The organism is Infirmifilum tikiterense (assembly GCF_054696565.1).
Genome location: NZ_CP182482.1, coordinates 1,227,536 through 1,246,100 on the forward strand (window position 1 = coordinate 1,227,536; position 18,565 = coordinate 1,246,100).

Here is an 18,565-nt window from a genome sequence, read left to right on the forward strand (position 1 = left end):
CACTACTCGACCGGTATCTCCTTGTAGAGCGTGGAGATGTCGATGCCCTCCTTCCTTAGCCTGTACCAGCGGACGATGTAGTACCAGGGTATCGGGAGGAGGAACACCGCGAGGTTGAAGAGGAAGGAGAGCCACTGGAGCCCTCCAAGGGCCGGGGCGGTGATGGCCGAGTAGGCTACCCAGGCGTGGAGGACCGTTGCGGTTAAGCCGATAACCGTGATGAAAGGTACGCCTGCGATCCTCCTCTTGGCGAGCGCGGGGAGCGTCTCGAATATCTGCTTGTTCCTGAAGGGTAGCAGGGCGCTGCCCAGTGCGACGATGATGAGTGCTAGTTGCATGAAGAAGAAGGTGTTGACGATCATCACCTGGTAGGAGGCGAGGCCGACAAGGAACATCAGCGGTATGGCAACTATGCTGAGCGCGATGATGTTGTAGATGGGGGCACCCCTCTTTACCTCCCGTAGCCACTGAGGGGCTAGCCCGTCCACAGCCCAGGCGAAGACGTTCCTCGAGACGATAAGCAGGTTGGGGGGCGTGAGGTAGATGCCGCTGGCTAGCCATCCTATTGCGATGAGGAGTATGAGTAGCTTGTCCTCGGTCATCAGGAAGGCGTAGTTCTGCGGGTAGGGAGGGAACGGTAAGGGGTACTTGTCTGGATGCCACTGGTAGAGCCACGTGAGCGCGGAGTGCGCTTCGTAGCCGAGCACGTTGTACACGGACTGGCCAAGGATGACGTACCACGCTCCCATGACGAAGAGGCCTCCCACGATTCCTATCCAAGCGTTCCTCTTCACCTCCTTGATCTCACCCGCCACGTAGGCTGGGAAAGCGGCCCAGCTGTAGTTCTGGAATGGGAATACTAGGGCCATGAGGGTTGCGGGTATTGAGATGGTGAGGCCCGTGAAGCCCAGCGAAGTGGCTAGGCTCAGTATCCTCTCGGGGGTCGTGCCGTTTGCCAGCTGAGCGAACTTGCTCGCGATCGTGGAGGAGGGGGTGGCAAAGCTGAGTGCTATGAAGACTAGGCTGCCGAGGAGGCTTAAGCCGAAGAACACCTTCAGGAACCAGGAGAAGACCCTCATCCCGTACACTATCAGGACAGCGTAGAGCACTAAGGCCAGTATACCTATTATCATCGAGCCTTCGAAGCTTGAAGCCCACTCAGCTAGGCTTTGCATCCCTAGAGCTTGGAAGAACGTCCCCAGGAAGAAGGGCCCAGTCGTCTGGAGGTTCATCGCGTACCAGTTCAGCATGACGAATGTTAGGAAGAAGTTCACCATGAAGCCAATTATGGGGTGGTAGGCTCTGCTGAGCCAGACGTAGTCGCCGCCGGATCTAGGCATCGCTATGACCCAGAGTGTGTACACTACTGCGATGGGTAGAACGGCGAAGATCCCGAGGAAGTACGAGAGCGACAGAAGGGCTCCCGCGAACATCGCCGCGCCCCAGGTCCAGGCCCAAAGGACTCCCTGCGGTGGGCTGCACATGGCGACGTTGAGGTTGAGGGTGTCGAAGGCTCCGAGGCTCCTTACAAGACCAGAGGCTCTCCGGTACTTCACTTCAATTTTTCCGCTCATCGGTATGTCGGTTAACTCTACCATATTTAACCTTTTTGTGTGATATTTAGAGGCATCTATTCTTTAATGATATCAATGTAGAATGATAAAACATCATATGTAAAAATTTGAAGTATGTAATTGTTTACCCGCTCTCACTGGATGTTTGAACAGTTAACGGACAGGATAAAGAGCCCCTTTGATTTAGGAGACGTAAAGGTTCATCCCGTGGATCGCGCAGTTATTGATACCCATATTTCAAAGTCCAGCACGATGATTAACCAGTTTTACTCCGAGTCGTTTTTAAGATTTTTCCGGTTTGTTGAAATGGTGATCCTTTTGAGTGATTCGATTGTAGTGGGGGTCGATATCGGGACCAGCAGCATCAAGGTCGAGGCCTTCGATAAGACGGGGACCAGGCTATGGAGTGGGCGCGAGCCCCTAGAGGTGGAGTCGCCGAGAGATGGGTGGTTCGAGCAGGATCTGAGGGCTGTCTACTGGAAGGTGGAGGGGCTCCTGCGGGAGCTGTTCAGGAGCGTCCCCGCGCGCGTCGTTCTAATGGGTCTCAGCTCGACCTCGCCTGGCTTGGCCGTGTTGGACTCGCGCGGCGAGCCTGTGGGTAAGTCGATCCTCTGGATGGACAGGAGGGCTGTCGAGGAGGCACGAGAGATCGAGCAGAGGCTGGGCCTGGAGCACGTGTACAGGAGGACTGGGCTGAGGGTGGACCCGATATTCACGGCGGCGAAGATCCTCTGGTTCCTGCGTAACTCCCCGAGGCCCGAGGCGAGGTTCTTCGTCCAGCCCAAGGACTACGTCTTCCACATGCTTACGGGTGAGAGGCTCACGGACTACAGTAGCCTGAGCGAGACGCTCCTCTACACGCTGGACGGCGCCTGGTTCGCGGAGATGCTGGACCTCCTGGGGCTGGGCGAGGACTCCTTCTTCGCGCCGGAGGAGTCGACTCGCGTATACCCCCTCAGAGGAGATGTGGCTGAGAGGCTCGGCGCCACCGGCCGCGAGGTATACGTGGCGCTTGGGGGCGTTGACAGCGCCTGCGCGGCGCTCGGATCGGGAGGGGTGGAGAGCAGCGTCGTCGACACGACGGGCACCTCCGCCTGCCTGGACCTAGCCACCGAGAGGCCCGTGGTGGACCAGCTGATGAGGTTCGAGAGCTACAGGCACGTGGCTCCCGGCCGCTACCTGCTCGAGGCGTGCACCCCGACTGGGGGAGAGGCCTTGAGGAAGGCGCTGGAGCTGGTCGGCGACCCTGGTGGCAGTCCCGACGCGCACCTCGACAGTCTGGAGCCCTCGGGCCTGCTCGTCCTGCCGTTCCTCTCGGGGTCCAGGAGCCCCGACTGGAGGCCCTGGCTGAGGGGCGCGGTGTACGGGTTATCGCTGGCGACGCGCAGGAGCGACCTGGTGAAGGCGTTCATGGAGGGCGTGGCTCTGTGGGAGAGGGCTGTGCTCGAGTCTATGGAGGAGCTGGGCTTCCGCGTAGGGGAGGTGAGGGCGGTCGGCGGGGGAGCGACGCTGAACTGGGCGAGGATCAAGGCGAACATTACCGGGAGGAGGTTCGCCATACCTGCGGAGAGGGAGGCCTCCGCCCTCGGGGCCGCGCTGCTGGCGGGGGTGGGCTACGGGGTCTACCGCGGGGTGGAGGAGGCTGTCGGAGTGGTGAGGGTGGAGAGCGTGGTGGAGCCGGATGAGGGGGTGCGGGCTAGGTACGAGCGGGTTTACTCGGCGTTCAGGGCTCTCTGGGAGATGCTGGGGAGCGCGGAGCTAGGGCTTGATCATGATCTTCATTGAGGAGCTCTTGTCCTGCCACGCTTTGATGGCCTCGTGGAACTCCGCCAGCGGGAACCTGTGGGAGATGAGGCGGAGCAGGTTGACCCTACCACTGGCTATGAGGCTGAAGGCCTTCTCGTACTCCCGGTACGTGTAGTTCGAGCTACCCGTGAGCACCAGCTCGCCGTAGTGGATGAGGTTGGTGTCGATCGTGAAGGTCGAGGCACCCTTGGGTAGGCCGGCGAATATCGACACCACCCCGGTTTTCGAGGCGATGCTCATGGCTGTGCTGAGTGTCTGCTGGTTGACCACGGTCACGAACACCGCGTCCATGGCCCCCGCGAGCGCCCTAGCGGGGTCCTCCTCCTGCACGTTGACCACGCGGGTGGCGCCCATCTCCTCCCCGAGCCTGAGCTTCCAGTCGGTGAGCCCTATCAGCACCACCTCGTCCGCGCCGTAGATCCTGGAGAGGGCCACGTGCTTCAAACCCATCGGCCCGTCCCCTATCACCGCCACCCGCTTGCCGGGCCTGACCCCCGCGAGCTCCACGTCGTGAAGGACGCACGCGAGGGGCTCTGTCATGGCGGCGGCCTCCAGCGGAACACCGTCCGGCACCCGGAACACAAGCCCCCTCTCGACGAAGCGCCTAGGCACGCGCACGTACTCCGCGTGGCTGCCGTCGATCTGGAACCCGAAGGTTATCGGGTTCTCGCAGAGGTTCTCCCTACCGGCCCTGCAGAACCTGCACTTCCCGCAGTAGGCGTCAGCCGGCACGTTGACCCTGTCTCCGGGGGCTACGCCCTCGACCCCCTCTCCGACCTCCTCCACCACCCCCGCGAACTCGTGGCCCAGGACGACCGGGAGCTTAGCCGCGGAGCTCCCGTACATGTAGGTCTTTATGTCCGTCGGGCAGAGGCCGCTGGCCTCAACCTTGACCGTTACCTCCCCGGGGCCCGGCTCGGGGTAGGGTATGTCCTCGACGCGCAGGTCGCCGGGCCTGTGGAGGACTGCGGCCTTCACCTCGAGCCACCCAGAATCCTGCTCGCCTCCTCAACGGAGGCCCCCTTCTTCACGATCGCCGCCACAGCCTTCACCATGAGCTCGGGGCTGTCCCAGCCCCACACGTTCCTCCCCATGCACGTGCCGATCGCCCCGGCGTCCATCACGGCCTTCACGAACCTGAGGACGTCGAGCTGGGAGTTTAGGCGGGGGCCGCCGGCCGCCACGACAGGGGCCAGCGAGTACCTCACTATCTTAGGGTAGTGGCTCTCATCCTTCGGGAAGAACGTCTTCACTATGTCGGCCCCCTCCTCGCTGAGGATCCTGGCGCCCTGCCTCAGCAGCTCCGCCCTCTCCTCCTCCGTGGCCTTGCTCCACGGCTCAGCCTCCCCTATGACCGGGAGGCCGTAGTACGAGGCCTCGTCGACGACCTCGCCGAAAGCCGTCAGCATGTCGGCCTCCTTCGGGTGCCCGATAGTCACGGTGAACACCACCGCGTCCGCCCCAACCCTCACGGCCTCGAAAACCGTTGCAACCAGCCTCTGGTCCTGGACATCAGGCGACGTCACGGTGGCCCCGCTAACCCGGTAGACCACGCCGGCTCTGCCAGCGACGAGGTCCGCGACGCGCTTCAGGAGGCCCCTCCTGACCAGCAGGGCGTCGGCGCCACCGGCTATGAGTGCTGACACGAGGCCCCGGTAGTCTTCCAGCTGCGGGAAGTAGCCCTCGATGCCGTGGTCAATGGGGACGATAACAGTCTTCCCCTCAGGGGGGACTATCCTCCTCAAGCGAAGTAGCTTGTTTTCCATTTCAACCGAGGGTGGCAATGAGCAGGGATGATAAATATGCTTTTCAAAAAGCCTCATTAATTTCACTGCGGAGCCTTCTAGTGAGGACCTGACTAGCGCCCGGCACCATCGCGCATCGAGCCTGTGCAAGCTAAAGCCAATCGAGATTTCCCGAAAGGTGGATAAGCGCGCGTCGCAGAGCCGAAGTGGCTTGAGGGTTGCCTCTACACCTTCACCAGTTCGCTCTCCGGTATGAACCTCCTGTACCACTCCGCGTAGAGCCTCCTCGTTACCACGTGTAGCTCGACGGGCGCGTCGACCCTCTGGTACACCCTGGTCATGATATCGTACTTCCTGTCCAACTTCTCGGTCACCACCAGTATGTCTATGTCGCTAGCCGCGGTGTAGTCGCCCCGGACGACCGAGCCGAACACGTAGACCTCCGCCTCCGGGTCGACCTCTAGCACAACCTTCTTCACCTCCGCGGCCACCTCCATGTACTTCTCGAGCGCCTTAAGCTCCTTCGACAACCCGCCTGAACACCTCTTTAACGAACCTCACCAAATCCCTTGCCTCAGCCTCCTCGTACGTGATAGGGAGGTAGCGCGACGCGACGTAGGCCTCCTCAAGCCTGGCGATGTAGTGTAGCTTCCCCACGTCGTCGACGAGGGCCGGCACGCCTTCGTCCACGCTACCGAGCTCCCTTATGAGCCTCCTCAGCATGTTTGTCCTCGGGTACGTGCCCTTAGCCACGAGTAGCCTGTACTTGAGGATGAGCTGGCAGTACTGCTCCAGGTTGAAGACGGCTAGGTCGTACTCCCCCTCGTCGAGGAGCCTCTCGGCGTTGTGCAGAAAAGAGTGGGCCCGCCTTCTCAGCAGCTCCGCCTCCTCGAGCGGCAACTCTAACACCTAAGTAAATACGTGTCTGGCACGCATATAAGCGCCTCAGGTCACCTCCGTGCGCCTGCGCACGGGGTGCCTGAAGCTAATGCATAGGTACGCGCTCGCTTAAAGCTCGGGGGTGCGGGGTGACCAGCTTAGGGAAGCCCCTAGCTTAGGCTTATATTTGTTTTTCCAACTGCCTTAGCTGAGGTTGCCCCATGGGCTTGGTGTACGTTGACGGCGTTGTCAAGCACGGGGGGCGTGAGGTGAAGGTGAGGTTCCTCGTCGACTCCGGGGCGACGTACACTGTCCTCACGAGGAGCGTGTGGGAGCAGCTGGGGCTCGAGCCGCTGGGGGAGATGGAGTTTGTGCTCGCGGACGGCACCACCCTGCGGAGGGCTGTCTCAGAGGCCCTGCTCGAGCTACCCGGATACGGTGAGAGGCACACCCCGGTCGTCCTGGGGGAGAGCGAGGACGAGAACCTTCTAGGGGTCGTAACACTCGAGATCTTCGGGCTCGTGCTGGACCCGTTCAGGAGGGTACTCAGGCCAATCAGAGCTGTGTTGAAGTGAGAAGCACACCCGCGCGAGAGTGTCAACACAGGGGCTAGAGGCCTTGCGCCCTATTTACTCGCTTGAGGTACCGCTCGGATACCTTCCTCGCCGCCTCCACGAGGTCCTCGGGGCCGTAAGCCTCGTCAAGCCACCCGGCCTCGGGCCTCTCGGCCAAGCTGACGACGCCGAACTCGGGCACTCCGAGCCTCGCGGCCAGCTCGGCGCTCCTGCGGAGCTCCCTATCACTGGCGGGGCCCAGCTTGACCTCGTAGGCGATAACGGGCCTGCCGGACCCGTCGAGGAGCACGATGTCCAAGTCGCCCTCGGGGGTCAGCGTGTAGGTCCTCATCAAACCCTTTAGCTCGGCCAAGAGCTCGCCGACGGCGAACTGGGCCTCGATAGCCACGCGGGGCCTGAGGTCCTCGCCCCTCGGCTCGACGCCGGCGGACAGGTACTTCTCCTCCGCGTAGATGAGTAGCGCTACAGCGGAGCTCGAGTGCCTGTAGTAGGCCCGCGCCCCGCGGGTCCTCCACAACGGGATCTTCTCGACAAGCCCCACCTCCTCGAGCACGTTGACTACGCCGGTCACAGCGCTCGGTGCTGGGCTCGCGAGCAGGCCGGCGCTGTGGAGTACCTGCGCGATCACGTTGAGCCTCCACTCTCCCGAGGCGAGGACCCTCAAGGCGGCCTCGTAGGCCCTTGTGAGGCTCCTTTCCTCCTCCAGGAAGACCTCGCCCAATAGGCCCTCAGCCGCCATGGACAGCCACTTGGCCTTGAAGGCCAGCTCCTCCCAAGGCTCCCTTGAGAGATCCACGTGCGGAATGATCCACGGATCCCGGGCGAGCACAGCCCACAGGACGGTCTCGCGCGGTGGGAGGTGAGCCGCGAGGGACGCGAGCGTGTCGGAGAAGCTAGCGAGCCCCACGGGGAACGGCGCAAGGAGGCCGAGCAGGGGGCTCCTAGGGCTGAGCACACGCCTGGAGATTCCGAGGCTGGAGCCGCACAGCACAAGCCTCCCCTCCCCCACCCCGCTTGACGCGGCTATCAGGTCCCAGTACCTCTCCGGGAGCCGCTGGAACTCGTCGAGCACGACTGCTGAGCCGCCGCCCCTCAGCCTACCCAGGATAACCTTCACGCACTCCCCGAGGCTTACGACGCTGAGTGAGTCGCCTGTATCCACCACGCACTCCCCCATCCTGGTGACGGTGGCGTAGAGGTCCCAGTCGAGGCACCTCCTCAGCAGCCAAGTCTTACCTGTCTTGCGGCGGCCGTAGACGAGCAGCCAGCCTTCCGTCGACCTCAGCCAGCCGCACTCCCTCCTTGTGATCTCGATAATCATAGATGTAATATCACAATGGTGATATCACAACTGTGATATAAAGGTTTTCCTCTGGCGTTACGGGTATTCAGGAGCCTGAAACGAGTCTTTGGGAGTAGGGCGGCTCGGGGCCTCGGAGGTCTCTGCCTGTGGCGCTTACTCTTCGAGCACTGCCACCGCCCTGACGGGGCTCGCGGAGCCGCCGAGGATCTTCAGTGGAAAACCCACGAACTGGAACCTCCTCCCCAGCAGTTGGGAGAGGTTCGTGAGGTTCTCGTATATCACGACGCCGCGGGGGAGCAGGGTTTTGTGGGCTGGGAAGGGAGGCTGGTCGATGCTCGGGGCGTCCGTGCCCACCGCGTTCACGCGCTTCTCGGCGAGGAGGCGGGCCGCGTCCTCACCTAAGCCGGGGTGGTCGAACCACTCGGGCGTGCCAGCCTTGGAGTCGTAGCCCGTCAGGAAGAGCACAACCCAACCCGGCCCCAGCTTGTCCAGTGTTGCGCCCATCCTTTCCCGCAGGGTGCCGGCGGTAACCACGGCCCTGGGGGGCAGGTCTCGCAGGTCCACGACCACGCCCTCCCCTGTGAAACTCTCGAGGGGGACCCTGTCCACGGTGTCAGCCCCCTCTGCGAAGTGGGCTGGCGCGTCGACGTGCGTGGACGTGTGTTCGACGAACTGGAGGAGGTTCGAGTAATAGCCGTGCTCGCGTATCGTCGTCCAGGAGTGGACGATGGGCGTGGAGTACCCCGGGAAGACAGGCGTCCCCGTCCTGATCTCCATCGTCAGGTCGATCAGCTTCTTGGCCACGAACACTTTACGGCCTCTCTGGTATATAGGCGTAGTGTCGTGGGCGCTTGCTGAGGGGCGCTTCAGGCGGTAGCTGTTGACGTAGAGGCCCCTGGGCACCTTTTCAGACTGACTTGAGTGGAAGTAACTCCTTGTGCATTAGCTTCTCAGTTCCTCCCCTATGCTGGCTTTTGTGCTGAGTATGGCATGTACGCCGTGGAGCCGCATGCATGTTGGTATTCACAGGTGTTGCCGAAGTCGGCGCCCCGCTATTACTTCGAGAGGAGAAAGCACTAAGTTTATTTACACGTAGATTTTTTGAGTCTACGTGGCTATGAAGTGCGCGATTTGCGGCTCGGAGTCTGACAGCCTGCTTTGGGCTGTTCACAAAGAGCTCGGCGGTGTCTGGGTCTGCAGGAAGTGCTGGGAAGCACTCTTCGAGAAGAACCTCCTGGTCCCGAGCGGCGGGGAGTCCGGCTGCGCCTGCTCGTAGGGCTGGATGCAAGCCAGTTTCGGGAAGAACAGCCCAGCTAATAGAGATCAGGTGGCGCGCCAGGTTCTCACATGTGGGAAACCGTTTAAGCCCGCACTCCGCGTGGGGCAAGTACTTATACTCGGCTCTCGACAGCTAAGTTAGATATGGAGATCTACGTTAAAGTCGACAAAAAGGGGCGCTTGGTTATCCCATCGGAGGTCAGGCGCGGGCTGGGCATCAAGAGGGTGCTCAAGCTCAGAGTTGAGGGTAGGAGGATCGTGCTCGAGGTTCCGGAAGACCCGCTCGATAAGCTCGCGGAGCTCGTCGTAGAGGCTCCAGCCAGCGAGGAGGTCGTAGAGGAGGAGTTCGAGAAGGAGCTCGAAGCAAAGCTACTCAGCGCTTCAGCGAGTCGCTAGCGCTTTACGGTCGTTGAAAAGGTGATGTTTGGATCACTTCGCTGAGAGAGGCTCGAGGGAAAAGCAGGGCGTGACGCACTTCCAATTCCTACGCGTCGCGTCGGCCTAGGCCAGAGATGAGACAATGCGAGCTACAACCACGTATACCCAGTTGTGGAGGGCCTAAAGCACCTAGATCCCGGTTGGCCCCTCAATGCTTAGCGGAGCGCGCGTACAAGCAGAGGTCGGCTAGCGGGCACTGGCTGCACGCCGGCCTGCGGGGCTTGCAGACCGTGGCCGCGAGGTCCATCAGCGCGAGGTTGAGCTCGCAGGTCCCCGCGGCCCTAACCGCCTCGGCGAGGAGCCCGCCCACTTCCGCCTCCTCGACTCCGAAGAACCTTGAGACCACCCGCCTCGTGTTCACGTCCACAACGGGGACGAGCCTGCCCCTCAGGAGGCAGTCTATGAGGGAGAGGGCGTAGGGCCCGAGGCCGGGCTTCCCGCCCTTAACCCAGTTCTCCGCAAGGGCGTAGATCTGCCTGGCCCTGGTGCGGTGTAGGCCTAGCGGCTTGAGGAGCTCCTCGATGCCCTCGACACCCAGCTCCAGCGCGCGCTGAGGCGAGCTGATCGAGGCGACGATCCTGCTGTAGTGCTTCGCCACGCTCTCGGCGCGCGTCTTCCTAAGCAGTATTGCGGTGAGGGCGACGACCCACTCGTCCCTCATGCCGACCCTCCAGGGGAACTGGCGCTTGTTCACGGAGTACCACTTCATCAACCTCCTGGCTAGCTCCTCCGCCAAGGGACCACCCCGCTGCTCTCGCTTAACGGGCGCGACAAGGAAGGTTTTCTCAGAGGTGGAGCAGGAGGTAGAAGTACGCGAGGTACACGGCGGTGTTTATGGCCGTCACCACCGCTCCGTGCTTGAGGAACTCCGTGAAGCTGATGGTCTGCTGGTACCTCGTCTCGAGGGTCTCGATCACGATCACGTTCGAGGCGGCCCCTAGTATCGTGAGGTTGCCGGCTATCGTAGCGGCCATGGCCAGCGCTACCCACTCCGCGGTGTTGCCCGGCCCGAAACCGAGGGCCTTCATGTAGTCGATGAAGAACTTGGTGAAGGGGACATTGCTGAGAAGCTGGCTGAGCGCCAGCGAGGCTAGGGTTATCAGGAGCACGTTCACCCAGGTGTGGGCGAGGGGGTTCAGGATGAGGGCTCCGATCGCCCTCTGGAGGACCCCGGCACGCCAAACAGCCTCCATGGTTATGAACATGGAGATGAAGAAGACGACAGTGCCCCAGTCGACGCCGCCGATTATCCTCCTGGGGTCGCTCGACGCCACGTAGAGGGTTGCGGCAACGACGAAGGGTATGAAGCCGATGCTCTTCACGTGCGGTAGGCCCGCCAGCTGCAGCAGGTCGTTCACTAGAAGCGCGGCCACCACCGCGGCGAGCCCGAAGCCTCCCAGGTAGGCGTCGCGCCTGTTGGTGATCTTCTCCTGGGGGAGCGCGAGGAGGCTCACCGGCCTGTCCTCGACCCTGAACACTCTCAAAAGGTACGCGGCGGTCAGGTAGATGTTGATGAGCGTGGGTATCGCGAGCCACTTCAGGAACTCCACGAAAGGCGCCCTGATCCCCGACTCCACGGCTATGAGCATGTTCTGGGGGTTTCCAATAGGGGTCATCACCGAGCCGATCGTGAGGGAGTAGGCGAGCAGGAGGAACACCATCCTGTAGTCGACTCCCAGCGCCCTAGCCACAAGCACGGCTATCGGCGGGCCGATCAGTGCAACCGTGTCGTTCACCGCGAGAGCCGCCATGAGCCCGAAAAGGTAGGCTGAGCTGACGACGGCCGCCTTCCTGCTCCTGAACCTCGACACGAACCACAGGGAGGCAGCCTCCAGCAGCCCCGACGACTCCGCGAGAGCGACTATGGAGAACATCCCGACGAGGAAGAGGACGACCTCAATGTTCACAGCCTGCCCCAGCTCGTCCAACCCTATTAGCCCGAACGCGACCGAGAAGGAGGAGGCGAGAGCCATCAGAGCCCAGATAGGCACCTTTGGGCGCCTCGACCTGAGCACGAGGGAGAGCGCGAGGAAGGCCAGCAGTGAAGCGGCCACGGCCTCTCTTAGGCCCAGCATGCATCCTCCCACCCCCTGGAGCGAGCTAACCTTTTAAGGATTTCCCAAAGGCTGGGAAAGCCCCCTGGTCGGCGCCGGGCCCGCGGTGCGCGTCTACAGGTGGATCAGCGGGAGCTCCCTCTTGCAGTTGATCCTCACCGGAAGGACCGATTCCCCCAGGCCGCGGCTCACGTACAGGTAGGATTCGCCCAGCCGGAAGAGCCCGCTCGCGAATCTCGCGCCGTAGCGGCTGGGCACCCACAGGGGCCCCAGAAGAGGGAGGCAGACCTGGCCGCCGTGCGTGTGCCCTGCGAGGACTACGCGGGCTCTGGGCGAGAGGCCCGCGACGTCGGGGGTGTGGGAGAGGAGGACGTCCACCTCGCCGACGCGCGAGAGGTAAGACCTCGCGAGGCCCACCTCGTCCTCGTACCAGTCGATCCCGCCGAACCTGACCCCTTTGATCTCGACCGCTTCGTTGAGCAGGAGGCGGACGCCAGTGGCCTCGAGAGCGGCGATACCCTCCTGCAGGGGGAACCTGCCGGTGGCCCAGTGCTCGTGGTTCCCGAGGACCCCCAGCTTCGGGAGGTCCAGCGGCTTCAGCATTTTCCCCACGAGCTCCAGGCTCGGCGTCGCCTGGTCGTACGTGTCCCCAAGGACTACAGCTACGTCGGCCCTCCGAGAGGCCTCGATGAGCGCGTCGAGCACGGCTTCTTCCCGCCAGCCCCAGCCGTGGAGGTGGAGGTCTGTCACCACCATCACCGTCAGCCCGAGGCCCAAGCCCAGCTCCACCTCCGTAACTTCAGGTGCCCACGTGTCATGTAAAGCGCTCACCGCGGTTATGCCAGCTAGCCCTGCTGCGAGAGCGAGGAAGGATCTCCGTGTGAGTCTGACGCGCATAACCTATCCCGCGAAGCGCTTTTTCGGGCGTCTACTTCAGGGCGCCGCACTGTAAGTAACTCCCCGCATTAAAAACTTAGCTGGGAGTGAGGACCAAGGGAAACCCCAGCGTGAGAAACACGTATGGGCAAGCGCCTGCGGTTCCCCGGAAGAGCACGGGGATTCGGTGTTCACACATTCTTGGGAATTGCTAGTGTTTTTGCATCCGGAGGGTCAGCGGTGATCCCGGGCCCGTTTAGGCGGGTCTTTAGACGTTAATGGCGTTGCGAGAGCCACGCTACCCTCTACCTGCGCGATCTAGCCTTCATCGTGTTCTGTCTCTTTTTCCTTCAGAACCGCCCTCCTCATGTACCACTCCACGCAGTTGACAACCGAGAAAGCGTCCTGAAGCGACCTACCTTCGCACTCCTCGAGGACTCTCTTAGGTATGTAGAACACCCTCTCTTCCCTGAACTCCCTGCCCGGTATCCTTGCGATCGCGGTGATGGACACTGCCACGTACTCCTCGCTCACAGAATGTAGAACGCACCAACAGCTAAAAAACCTTATAACATGAAGCTTAATTTCGATCCCAGCTTCCACCAGAGCGTGGGTTGCATAGGTTGTGGAGATAATTAAGCGTGTAGACAAACGAGGAAGGCTAGTGTTACCCAAGGAGTGGAGGGAGAAGTACGCGGAAAACGGCCTTGTTGTGGTGAGGATTGAGGGCGAGAGGATAGTCTTGGAGCCGCTAAGGCTCCCCGACTTAACGAAGTTCTTTGACTACGTGGAGGTCGACTTAAAGTCTGATTTATCGGACTGGAAATCCGTCAAGGGAGAGCTCCTTGGGATTCGTTGATGCGAGCGTTTTCGTTCATGCTTACCTGAAACCGAGGAGGACGCTGAGTCAACACGAGCGGGAGATTAAGGACGTGGCTAAAGAAATAATTAGAAGGATTCAGAAAGGTGAGAGGGTTGCGCTGACTATCGTCCAGCTAGCTGAGATCGCCAATATACTTGAGAAGTACATGCCACCGCACGCCGCTCTCGATGTCGAGAAATACCTGCTTTATGCTCCTCATGTGGCCGTCTACGGGGTGGATTTGGGCATGTGCCGGGAAGCGTTGCGGGTCGCGGAGACCAACCACATCGGATTTAGCGACGCAGTCGCATATGTTGCAATGCTGAGGAGCGGTATTAGGGAAATATACTCATTCGACAGGGACTTCGACAAGCTCAGTGGGATAAAGAGGGTAGTGGGGTAGTCCTTACTAAAGCTGAGCCCCTCCCACGAGATAAATCAATCCTTTTTTTTCAGGCTCGTTGCGGGACTAGCAAATGCGACGGTGGATTGAGATAAAATTTTTAGTCTGTAAAACGTCGAGGACGATGGTTGGTGCGCTGGCTCATGCGCTTGTGGTCGATTCATCCCAAGTACCTTGACGCGAAAGGCTTAGTGGCTCTGTGGCGGGAGGCGCTCCTGGCGAGAAAGGTTCTCGAGGGCGGGACGAAGGGGTACAGGAACCACCCGCAGCTTGAGAGGTTTAAGGCCTGCGAGAACCCGATGGAGTGCATAGACGCGTACATTTACTACGTGTGGCTCGAGTCGGTCGAAAGGGGGTACTCCTTCGACGTAAGCAAGGTGCGGAAGGTGGTGAAGGTCAGCGTTATCCCTGTAACAGAGGGGCAGGTGAGCTACGAGTTCCAGCACCTCCTGGGTAAGCTTAAGGCAAGAGATCCCAAGAGGTACCAGGAGCTGGTAAACTTGCACAGAGTGGAAGTAAACCCCGTTTTCAAGGTTGTACCCGGTGGGGTCGAGCCCTGGGAGAAAGTGAGGCCTACGAGAACTAGTCTGCTGTGATTCACAAGGCTCCCGGTTTAGGCCACTACCTCGGCGCAACGCTTCGGCAGGCACTTAACATAGGCAATCTCCCCTACATCGTCGTTCACATCAACGCACAGTAGTTTTCCTCGGCGTCGTCACGTTTTCAGCCACAGGTGAAGGGCGTTGCTCATCGTCTTGCTCTGAACTCGTCCGCGTCAGAGTTATGTGAATTCACGTGATGATAAGCAGGAACTACCCGACTGAGCTCGCTCTTGGGATTTTTCTCGGGACTCGTGCGCAAAGATTATATCTTTCACAGCTGAAGCACTTACGGACGGCGTTTGTCCATTCAGAGGCCTAGGTATCCTCGCATATATAGGATACCGCACCCCAGTGGCTTTAGGCACGGTGGCAAGCGCTACCTCACCTACCCTGAGCTTCTACAGCTATTCAACGGCGTTGTGCACGTAGAGGAGAAGCTGGACGGTGCCCAGTTCTCGGTGATGAGGGAAGGCGGGGAGATTGTCGTCTACCAGCGCGGCACGAACATCGTCGATGGCTACGAGCCCGGTGTATACAAGGGAATCTGGCGTCTCTGGGTTTATCCCCATTACGGGAAGCTCCTAGAGTTGCCTGAGCGCTACGTCCTCTACGGCGAGTACCTTAGGGTCAGGCATACTGTCCCCTACGATCGGCTGCCAGACTGGGCTGTGGTCTTCGACGTGTACGATCTCGAAAGGCAGGCGTTTCTCGGGTACGAGGAGAAGATCCGCGTGATAATGAATCTCGGACTCGAGCCTCCTCCGCTCCTCAAGGTTCTCGAGCTAAGCCGCCGTAGCGAGCGTGAAGTGGACGAGGTTATCCGGGAACTAGCGGGTATCATAGAGGGCAAGTCCGCTTTCTCGACGGAAGCTAGGAGCATGGAGGGTGCTGTTGTGAAGAACTACGCTAAGGGGTTGTTCGCCAAGATAATCAACCCTTGGTTTGACGTAGAGGTCGACGAGCACAAGCTCTTCGAGAAGGGGGTTAAGTACAACAGTTTGAACCGGCAACCTGGTGTGTGAGAGGGGTACGTGAGATTCCCGCGGGAGCACTCAGCTTAGGCCACTACTTCGGCACGCCACTTAAGCCTGGCTCGCTCATCTACCAAGAAAGAAAAAGAATATGTAGCGCTAAAGCAATATAGTGCCACCTAGGCGGCGGAGCGTGGGAGATTGCCGGGTAGAATGCCGGGGATGCTTTACATCCTTGCATCGTTCACCCCGTGGATCCTGTACTGGGTTCTCAGCGGGCTTGGGCTTGAGATCGGAGTCGCTCTAGCTCTGATCGTCTCGGCAGTCCTGGCTCTTCCGCAGCTCCTCAGAGGGGAGCTGAGCCCGATGGACGCCGCCTCGCTTCTCTACTTCACCCTTGCGGCTCTCGCCACCTACGCCCTTGGCTCCAGGCTCTTCATCGAGGAGAGCGGCCTTCTCGGCTACCTAGCGCTCTTCCTCATGGCTCTCACCTCGCTGGCTGTTGGGAAGCCCTACACGCTTCAGGTTTCGAAGAGGGACTACCCTCCCGTCTACTGGAGCGACCCGTCGTTCCTTCTAGTCAACCGCCTGCTCACAGCGGTGTGGGCCGCGGTCTTCCTGGCGAGCGCCCTTGCCTACGCGTTTCTCGGGTTCCCGCTGAGCCTGCTGCTCTCAAACGCCTTGATCGCGGCCGGCGTGGCTCTGTCTGTCTTGCTGCCGGCGTGGCTCCCCGCCTACCTGGCAACAAGGGAGTTCAGGAGGTACGACTGGAGCGTGAGGGTGAAGCCCGGGACCCTGAAGCGCGAGGACGAGTACGATGTCATCATCGTCGGCTCCGGCGTGGGCGGCTTGACCTGCGGGGCCCTGCTTGCGAAGTGGGGCTACAGGGTCCTAGTCCTCGAGCAGCACTACCAGGTCGGGGGCTACTGCTCATCCTTCCGCAGGGGAGGCTTCACCTTCAACACGGGAGTGGAGAACGTGAGCGGCCTGTGGGCTGGAGGGCCAGTCAGCTACCTGCTGAGCGAGCTGGGTTTAAGCAAGGACGACCTCTTCGTCAGGAACAGGGTCCGCTTCATCTACAAGGGCAGGGAAATCGAGGCCAGCAGCCTGGAGGAGTTCACGGCCGCGCTGGTGAGCATGTTCCCGGATGAGGAGGGCTCGATCCGCGCCTTCTTCGAGGAGGCGAGGAGGGCGTACGAGGAGTGCTACAGCGACTTAGCGTACGGCGTCCCGCTGCCTGCCGCGCTGATAGCCAAGGTTCAGGGGCCTAAAAAGCTCCTCGACTACCCCCGGGACCACCCCCACTTCTACGACTGGATGAACAAGACGTACAGGCAGAAGCTCGACGAGTTCTTCAAGAGCGAGGACCTCAAGACGCTCCTCTGCGCGCTCCTCGGGTACCTCGGGACCAGGCCCGAGGAGACCCCGGCCAGCAGCGCTCTGACAGCCGTGGTGTCCTACTACCTCCACGGCGGCTACTTCCCGAAAGGCGGGGCTCAGAGGTTCGCCGACGCGCTCAAAGACTACATTGAGAGCAGAGGCGGGAAAGTCCTCCTGATGCACAGGGTGGATAAGATACTCGTCGAGAACGGAGAGGTCAGGGGCGTTGTAGCCAGGGGGAAGGTCTACAGGAGCCGCGTCGTGGTGGCCAACGCCAACGCGAAGACAGCGCTGCTCGAGCTCGTCGGCGAGGAGCACCTACCCAAGGATTACGCGGAGCACCTTAAGAGCCTCAGGATGTCGCCCTCCGCGTTCATGGTGTTCCTGGGGGTAGACATGGACCTCTCGGGCTACCCGTCGATAATCGAGAACCTAGACGAGGGCTACAGCCTCGTCATAAACTCCAACGCAGACCCCGGGATGGCCCCCGCAGGTAAGTCCAGCGTCACGATACTAACGCTGGCCAACAGCCGCGACTTCCCCGAGAGGGGCACACGCGAGTACCTGGAGAAGAAGCTCAGGCTTGCCTGGGAGCTAGTCAGGAAAGCCGAGAGAGTGATACCGGGCCTGGGCGAGCACGTTGTCGTCGTGGACGCCGCAACCCCGAGGACGTTCGAGAGGTACACCTCGATGCCGGAGGGCGCGATCTACGCTTTCGACCAGTCCGTAGGGACGAAGAGGCCCTACTTCAAGACCCCGATTAAGGGACTGTACCTTGCCAGCGCGTCAACCTTCCCAGGCGGAGGGATCGAGGCCGTAGTCATCTCGGGCGCGATCTGCGCGCACGACATAGCCGGTTGGGGGCGCGAGCAAAGCCCGATGGGGCTCAGGGTCGAGAAAGGGGTTAGAGGACGGTCGTGGTGCACACGTACCCTGGGGGACTACCTTGAGGAGGAGCGCAGAGTCAAATGGCGAATCTACAGTACGCTGGCGGAATTGAGCGGGGGTGGCGTCATAATCGATGTCGGCTGCGGGGATTCCACGAGAGGCATCCTGTTGACGGCTCGGGATAGCTTCGTGGTGTGCGTTGACGCCAAGCCGAAAAGAGTTGGTAAGGAGTTTAGGGAGAGGCTTGAGATCGTAGTGGCTGACGCTAGGCTCCTGCCGCTGAGGGACCACTGCTGCAGCGTTGTCTCATTCGTTTTCACGTTACACGAAATCGACCCGCGAGCCCACAGGAACGTCGTGCTCGAGGCCCGGAGGGTCGGTAAGTACGTAGCCGTAGCCGAGCCCTCCCCCCACGGGGTTGAGCTCTACGAGAGGTTCTGGCGGACGTACCGTAGCGCCGTGAGCTCGATCGGGCTCTTCGAGGAGTACAGACCTAGGGAGTACTGGGTTGCGCTGCTGAAGCAGGCCGGCCTCCAGGTACTACTCGATAGAGTGATCGAGTGGAGGGTCGCTACGCCGAGGGAGGTTCTGGAGAGCGTCGTCGAGGGCATTGCGGAGGAGTGGGAGCGTTTGGGGATCGATCGCGCGCACATCGAGAGCATTAGGGGCGTCCTCTCCTCGGTCGGGGAGTTCAAGTGGTCTGACATCTTCCTGATAGTAGGGGTTGGTGCCCAGCTCGAGATGCCCCGGTAGCGGACGGAGCTCTGGCCGGCGGAGGGGCCGCTCCAGAGGGTGCGTTGGGAACCGCTGGGAGCACGCGCCCGCCGTTTGGCGGAAGGAGCTGAGGGGCTGGCGTGTGGGAGCCCCTAGGCCTGCGGCGTTGTAGCTGGAGCACTCGCCTATATCCAGCCGGCCCGCAGGGGAAGCGCGG

General features: G+C 61.0%; 20 protein-coding genes. 9 read left to right on the forward strand and 11 right to left on the reverse strand.

All coding sequences use genetic code 11. The features are described from left to right. Positions 1 to 2: 2 nt before the first annotated feature. Positions 3 to 1,598, reverse strand: coding sequence for an APC family permease (locus ACNO7C_RS06755; RefSeq protein WP_318537496.1), 1,596 nt, complete (start codon positions 1,596 to 1,598; stop codon positions 3 to 5). Positions 1,599 to 1,892: 294 nt separating this feature from the next. On the opposite strand from ACNO7C_RS06755, the gene ACNO7C_RS06760 reads away from it, so the two are divergent. After that, positions 1,893 to 3,359: a xylulokinase gene (locus ACNO7C_RS06760; RefSeq protein ID WP_460024351.1), complete on the forward strand. Its 1,467-nt coding sequence runs from the start codon at positions 1,893 to 1,895 to the stop codon at positions 3,357 to 3,359. On the opposite strand, the gene ACNO7C_RS06765 is transcribed toward ACNO7C_RS06760, so the two are convergent. From ACNO7C_RS06765 to ACNO7C_RS06780, 4 genes are all read right to left on the reverse strand, one after another. Further along, the gene (locus tag ACNO7C_RS06765; RefSeq protein WP_460024352.1) at positions 3,333 to 4,358 is read right to left on the reverse strand and encodes an alcohol dehydrogenase catalytic domain-containing protein; all 1,026 of its coding nucleotides are present in this window, start codon (positions 4,356 to 4,358) and stop codon (positions 3,333 to 3,335) included. The genes ACNO7C_RS06760 and ACNO7C_RS06765 overlap by 27 nt on opposite strands. Next, complete coding sequence (locus ACNO7C_RS06770; RefSeq protein ID WP_460024353.1) at positions 4,355 to 5,146, reverse strand: class I fructose-bisphosphate aldolase; 792 nt, start codon at positions 5,144 to 5,146, stop codon at positions 4,355 to 4,357. The genes ACNO7C_RS06765 and ACNO7C_RS06770 overlap by 4 nt, the downstream gene beginning before the upstream one ends. Positions 5,147 to 5,349: 203 nt before the next feature. Further along, on the reverse strand, positions 5,350 to 5,655 hold the full coding sequence (locus tag ACNO7C_RS06775; RefSeq protein ID WP_460024354.1) for a nucleotidyltransferase domain-containing protein: 306 nt from the start codon (positions 5,653 to 5,655) through the stop codon (positions 5,350 to 5,352). Beyond that, on the reverse strand, positions 5,639 to 6,034 hold the full coding sequence (locus ACNO7C_RS06780) for a HEPN domain-containing protein (protein ID WP_460024355.1): 396 nt from the start codon (positions 6,032 to 6,034) through the stop codon (positions 5,639 to 5,641). The genes ACNO7C_RS06775 and ACNO7C_RS06780 overlap by 17 nt, the downstream gene beginning before the upstream one ends. A gap of 191 nt (positions 6,035 to 6,225) precedes the next feature. Here ACNO7C_RS06780 and ACNO7C_RS06785 point away from each other — a divergent pair, with 191 nt between their 5' ends. Further along, on the forward strand, positions 6,226 to 6,579 hold the full coding sequence (locus ACNO7C_RS06785; protein ID WP_460024356.1) for an aspartyl protease family protein: 354 nt from the start codon (positions 6,226 to 6,228) through the stop codon (positions 6,577 to 6,579). 34 nt (positions 6,580 to 6,613) lie between these two features. Here the strand turns inward: ACNO7C_RS06785 and ACNO7C_RS06790 are convergent, their stop codons facing one another. Together ACNO7C_RS06790 and ACNO7C_RS06795 are read right to left on the reverse strand one after the other, a co-directional pair. After that, positions 6,614 to 7,900 (reverse strand): ATP-binding protein, encoded by a 1,287-nt coding sequence (locus ACNO7C_RS06790; RefSeq protein ID WP_460024357.1) that lies wholly within the window; start codon positions 7,898 to 7,900, stop codon positions 6,614 to 6,616. A gap of 135 nt (positions 7,901 to 8,035) precedes the next feature. After that, the gene (locus ACNO7C_RS06795; protein ID WP_460024358.1) at positions 8,036 to 8,785 is read right to left on the reverse strand and encodes a cyclase family protein; all 750 of its coding nucleotides are present in this window, start codon (positions 8,783 to 8,785) and stop codon (positions 8,036 to 8,038) included. A 214-nt stretch (positions 8,786 to 8,999) separates the two neighbouring features. Here ACNO7C_RS06795 and ACNO7C_RS06800 point away from each other — a divergent pair, with 214 nt between their 5' ends. Together ACNO7C_RS06800 and ACNO7C_RS06805 are read left to right on the forward strand one after the other, a co-directional pair. After that, entirely contained in the window at positions 9,000 to 9,158 is a 159-nt protein-coding gene (locus tag ACNO7C_RS06800) for a hypothetical protein (protein ID WP_460024359.1), read from the forward strand. A 146-nt stretch (positions 9,159 to 9,304) separates the two neighbouring features. Then, entirely contained in the window at positions 9,305 to 9,556 is a 252-nt protein-coding gene (locus ACNO7C_RS06805) for an AbrB/MazE/SpoVT family DNA-binding domain-containing protein (RefSeq protein ID WP_460024360.1), read from the forward strand. Between the two features lie 190 nt (positions 9,557 to 9,746). Here ACNO7C_RS06805 and ACNO7C_RS06810 read toward each other — a convergent pair whose 3' ends face one another. The 4 genes from ACNO7C_RS06810 to ACNO7C_RS06825 all read right to left on the reverse strand — a co-directional run bounded on the left by ACNO7C_RS06810 (position 9,747) and on the right by ACNO7C_RS06825 (position 13,062). Next, positions 9,747 to 10,334 carry an HhH-GPD family protein gene (locus tag ACNO7C_RS06810; protein WP_460024361.1) on the reverse strand — a complete coding sequence of 196 codons (588 nt, stop codon included), beginning with the start codon at positions 10,332 to 10,334 and terminating at the stop codon, positions 9,747 to 9,749. 49 nt (positions 10,335 to 10,383) lie between these two features. Beyond that, positions 10,384 to 11,673 carry an ArsB/NhaD family transporter gene (locus ACNO7C_RS06815; RefSeq protein WP_460024362.1) on the reverse strand — a complete coding sequence of 430 codons (1,290 nt, stop codon included), beginning with the start codon at positions 11,671 to 11,673 and terminating at the stop codon, positions 10,384 to 10,386. 93 nt (positions 11,674 to 11,766) lie between these two features. Beyond that, on the reverse strand, positions 11,767 to 12,549 hold the full coding sequence (locus tag ACNO7C_RS06820; protein ID WP_460024363.1) for a metallophosphoesterase: 783 nt from the start codon (positions 12,547 to 12,549) through the stop codon (positions 11,767 to 11,769). A gap of 297 nt (positions 12,550 to 12,846) precedes the next feature. Further along, on the reverse strand, positions 12,847 to 13,062 hold the full coding sequence (locus tag ACNO7C_RS06825) for a hypothetical protein (RefSeq protein ID WP_460024364.1): 216 nt from the start codon (positions 13,060 to 13,062) through the stop codon (positions 12,847 to 12,849). Positions 13,063 to 13,153: 91 nt separating this feature from the next. Between ACNO7C_RS06825 and ACNO7C_RS06830 the strand changes: the two genes are divergently transcribed. The 5 genes from ACNO7C_RS06830 (at position 13,154) to ACNO7C_RS06850 (ending at position 18,387) form a co-directional block, all read left to right on the forward strand. Then, the gene (locus tag ACNO7C_RS06830) at positions 13,154 to 13,387 is read left to right on the forward strand and encodes an AbrB/MazE/SpoVT family DNA-binding domain-containing protein (RefSeq protein ID WP_460024365.1); all 234 of its coding nucleotides are present in this window, start codon (positions 13,154 to 13,156) and stop codon (positions 13,385 to 13,387) included. Beyond that, on the forward strand, positions 13,374 to 13,793 hold the full coding sequence (locus tag ACNO7C_RS06835; protein WP_460024366.1) for a type II toxin-antitoxin system VapC family toxin: 420 nt from the start codon (positions 13,374 to 13,376) through the stop codon (positions 13,791 to 13,793). The genes ACNO7C_RS06830 and ACNO7C_RS06835 overlap by 14 nt, the downstream gene beginning before the upstream one ends. Positions 13,794 to 13,936: 143 nt before the next feature. Further along, on the forward strand, positions 13,937 to 14,389 hold the full coding sequence (locus ACNO7C_RS06840; RefSeq protein WP_460024367.1) for a pyrimidine dimer DNA glycosylase/endonuclease V: 453 nt from the start codon (positions 13,937 to 13,939) through the stop codon (positions 14,387 to 14,389). A gap of 305 nt (positions 14,390 to 14,694) precedes the next feature. Beyond that, complete coding sequence (locus ACNO7C_RS06845; protein ID WP_460024368.1) at positions 14,695 to 15,417, forward strand: RNA ligase family protein; 723 nt, start codon at positions 14,695 to 14,697, stop codon at positions 15,415 to 15,417. A 150-nt stretch (positions 15,418 to 15,567) separates the two neighbouring features. Beyond that, on the forward strand, positions 15,568 to 18,387 hold the full coding sequence (locus tag ACNO7C_RS06850; RefSeq protein ID WP_460024369.1) for an FAD-dependent oxidoreductase: 2,820 nt from the start codon (positions 15,568 to 15,570) through the stop codon (positions 18,385 to 18,387). The last annotated feature ends 178 nt before the right edge of the window (positions 18,388 to 18,565 follow it).

Coding starts and splice junctions, on each gene's coding strand:
- ACNO7C_RS06755 (WP_318537496.1), bottom strand. CDS start 1,598: ATGGTAGAGTTAACCGACATACCGATGAGCGGAAAAATTGAAGTGAAG.
- ACNO7C_RS06770 (WP_460024353.1), bottom strand. CDS start 5,146: ATGGAAAACAAGCTACTTCGCTTGAGGAGGATAGTCCCCCCTGAGGGG.
- ACNO7C_RS06785 (WP_460024356.1), top strand. CDS start 6,226: ATGGGCTTGGTGTACGTTGACGGCGTTGTCAAGCACGGGGGGCGTGAG.
- ACNO7C_RS06790 (WP_460024357.1), bottom strand. CDS start 7,900: ATGATTATCGAGATCACAAGGAGGGAGTGCGGCTGGCTGAGGTCGACG.
- ACNO7C_RS06800 (WP_460024359.1), top strand. CDS start 9,000: ATGAAGTGCGCGATTTGCGGCTCGGAGTCTGACAGCCTGCTTTGGGCT.
- ACNO7C_RS06805 (WP_460024360.1), top strand. CDS start 9,305: ATGGAGATCTACGTTAAAGTCGACAAAAAGGGGCGCTTGGTTATCCCA.
- ACNO7C_RS06815 (WP_460024362.1), bottom strand. CDS start 11,673: ATGCTGGGCCTAAGAGAGGCCGTGGCCGCTTCACTGCTGGCCTTCCTC.
- ACNO7C_RS06820 (WP_460024363.1), bottom strand. CDS start 12,549: ATGCGCGTCAGACTCACACGGAGATCCTTCCTCGCTCTCGCAGCAGGG.
- ACNO7C_RS06840 (WP_460024367.1), top strand. CDS start 13,937: ATGCGCTTGTGGTCGATTCATCCCAAGTACCTTGACGCGAAAGGCTTA.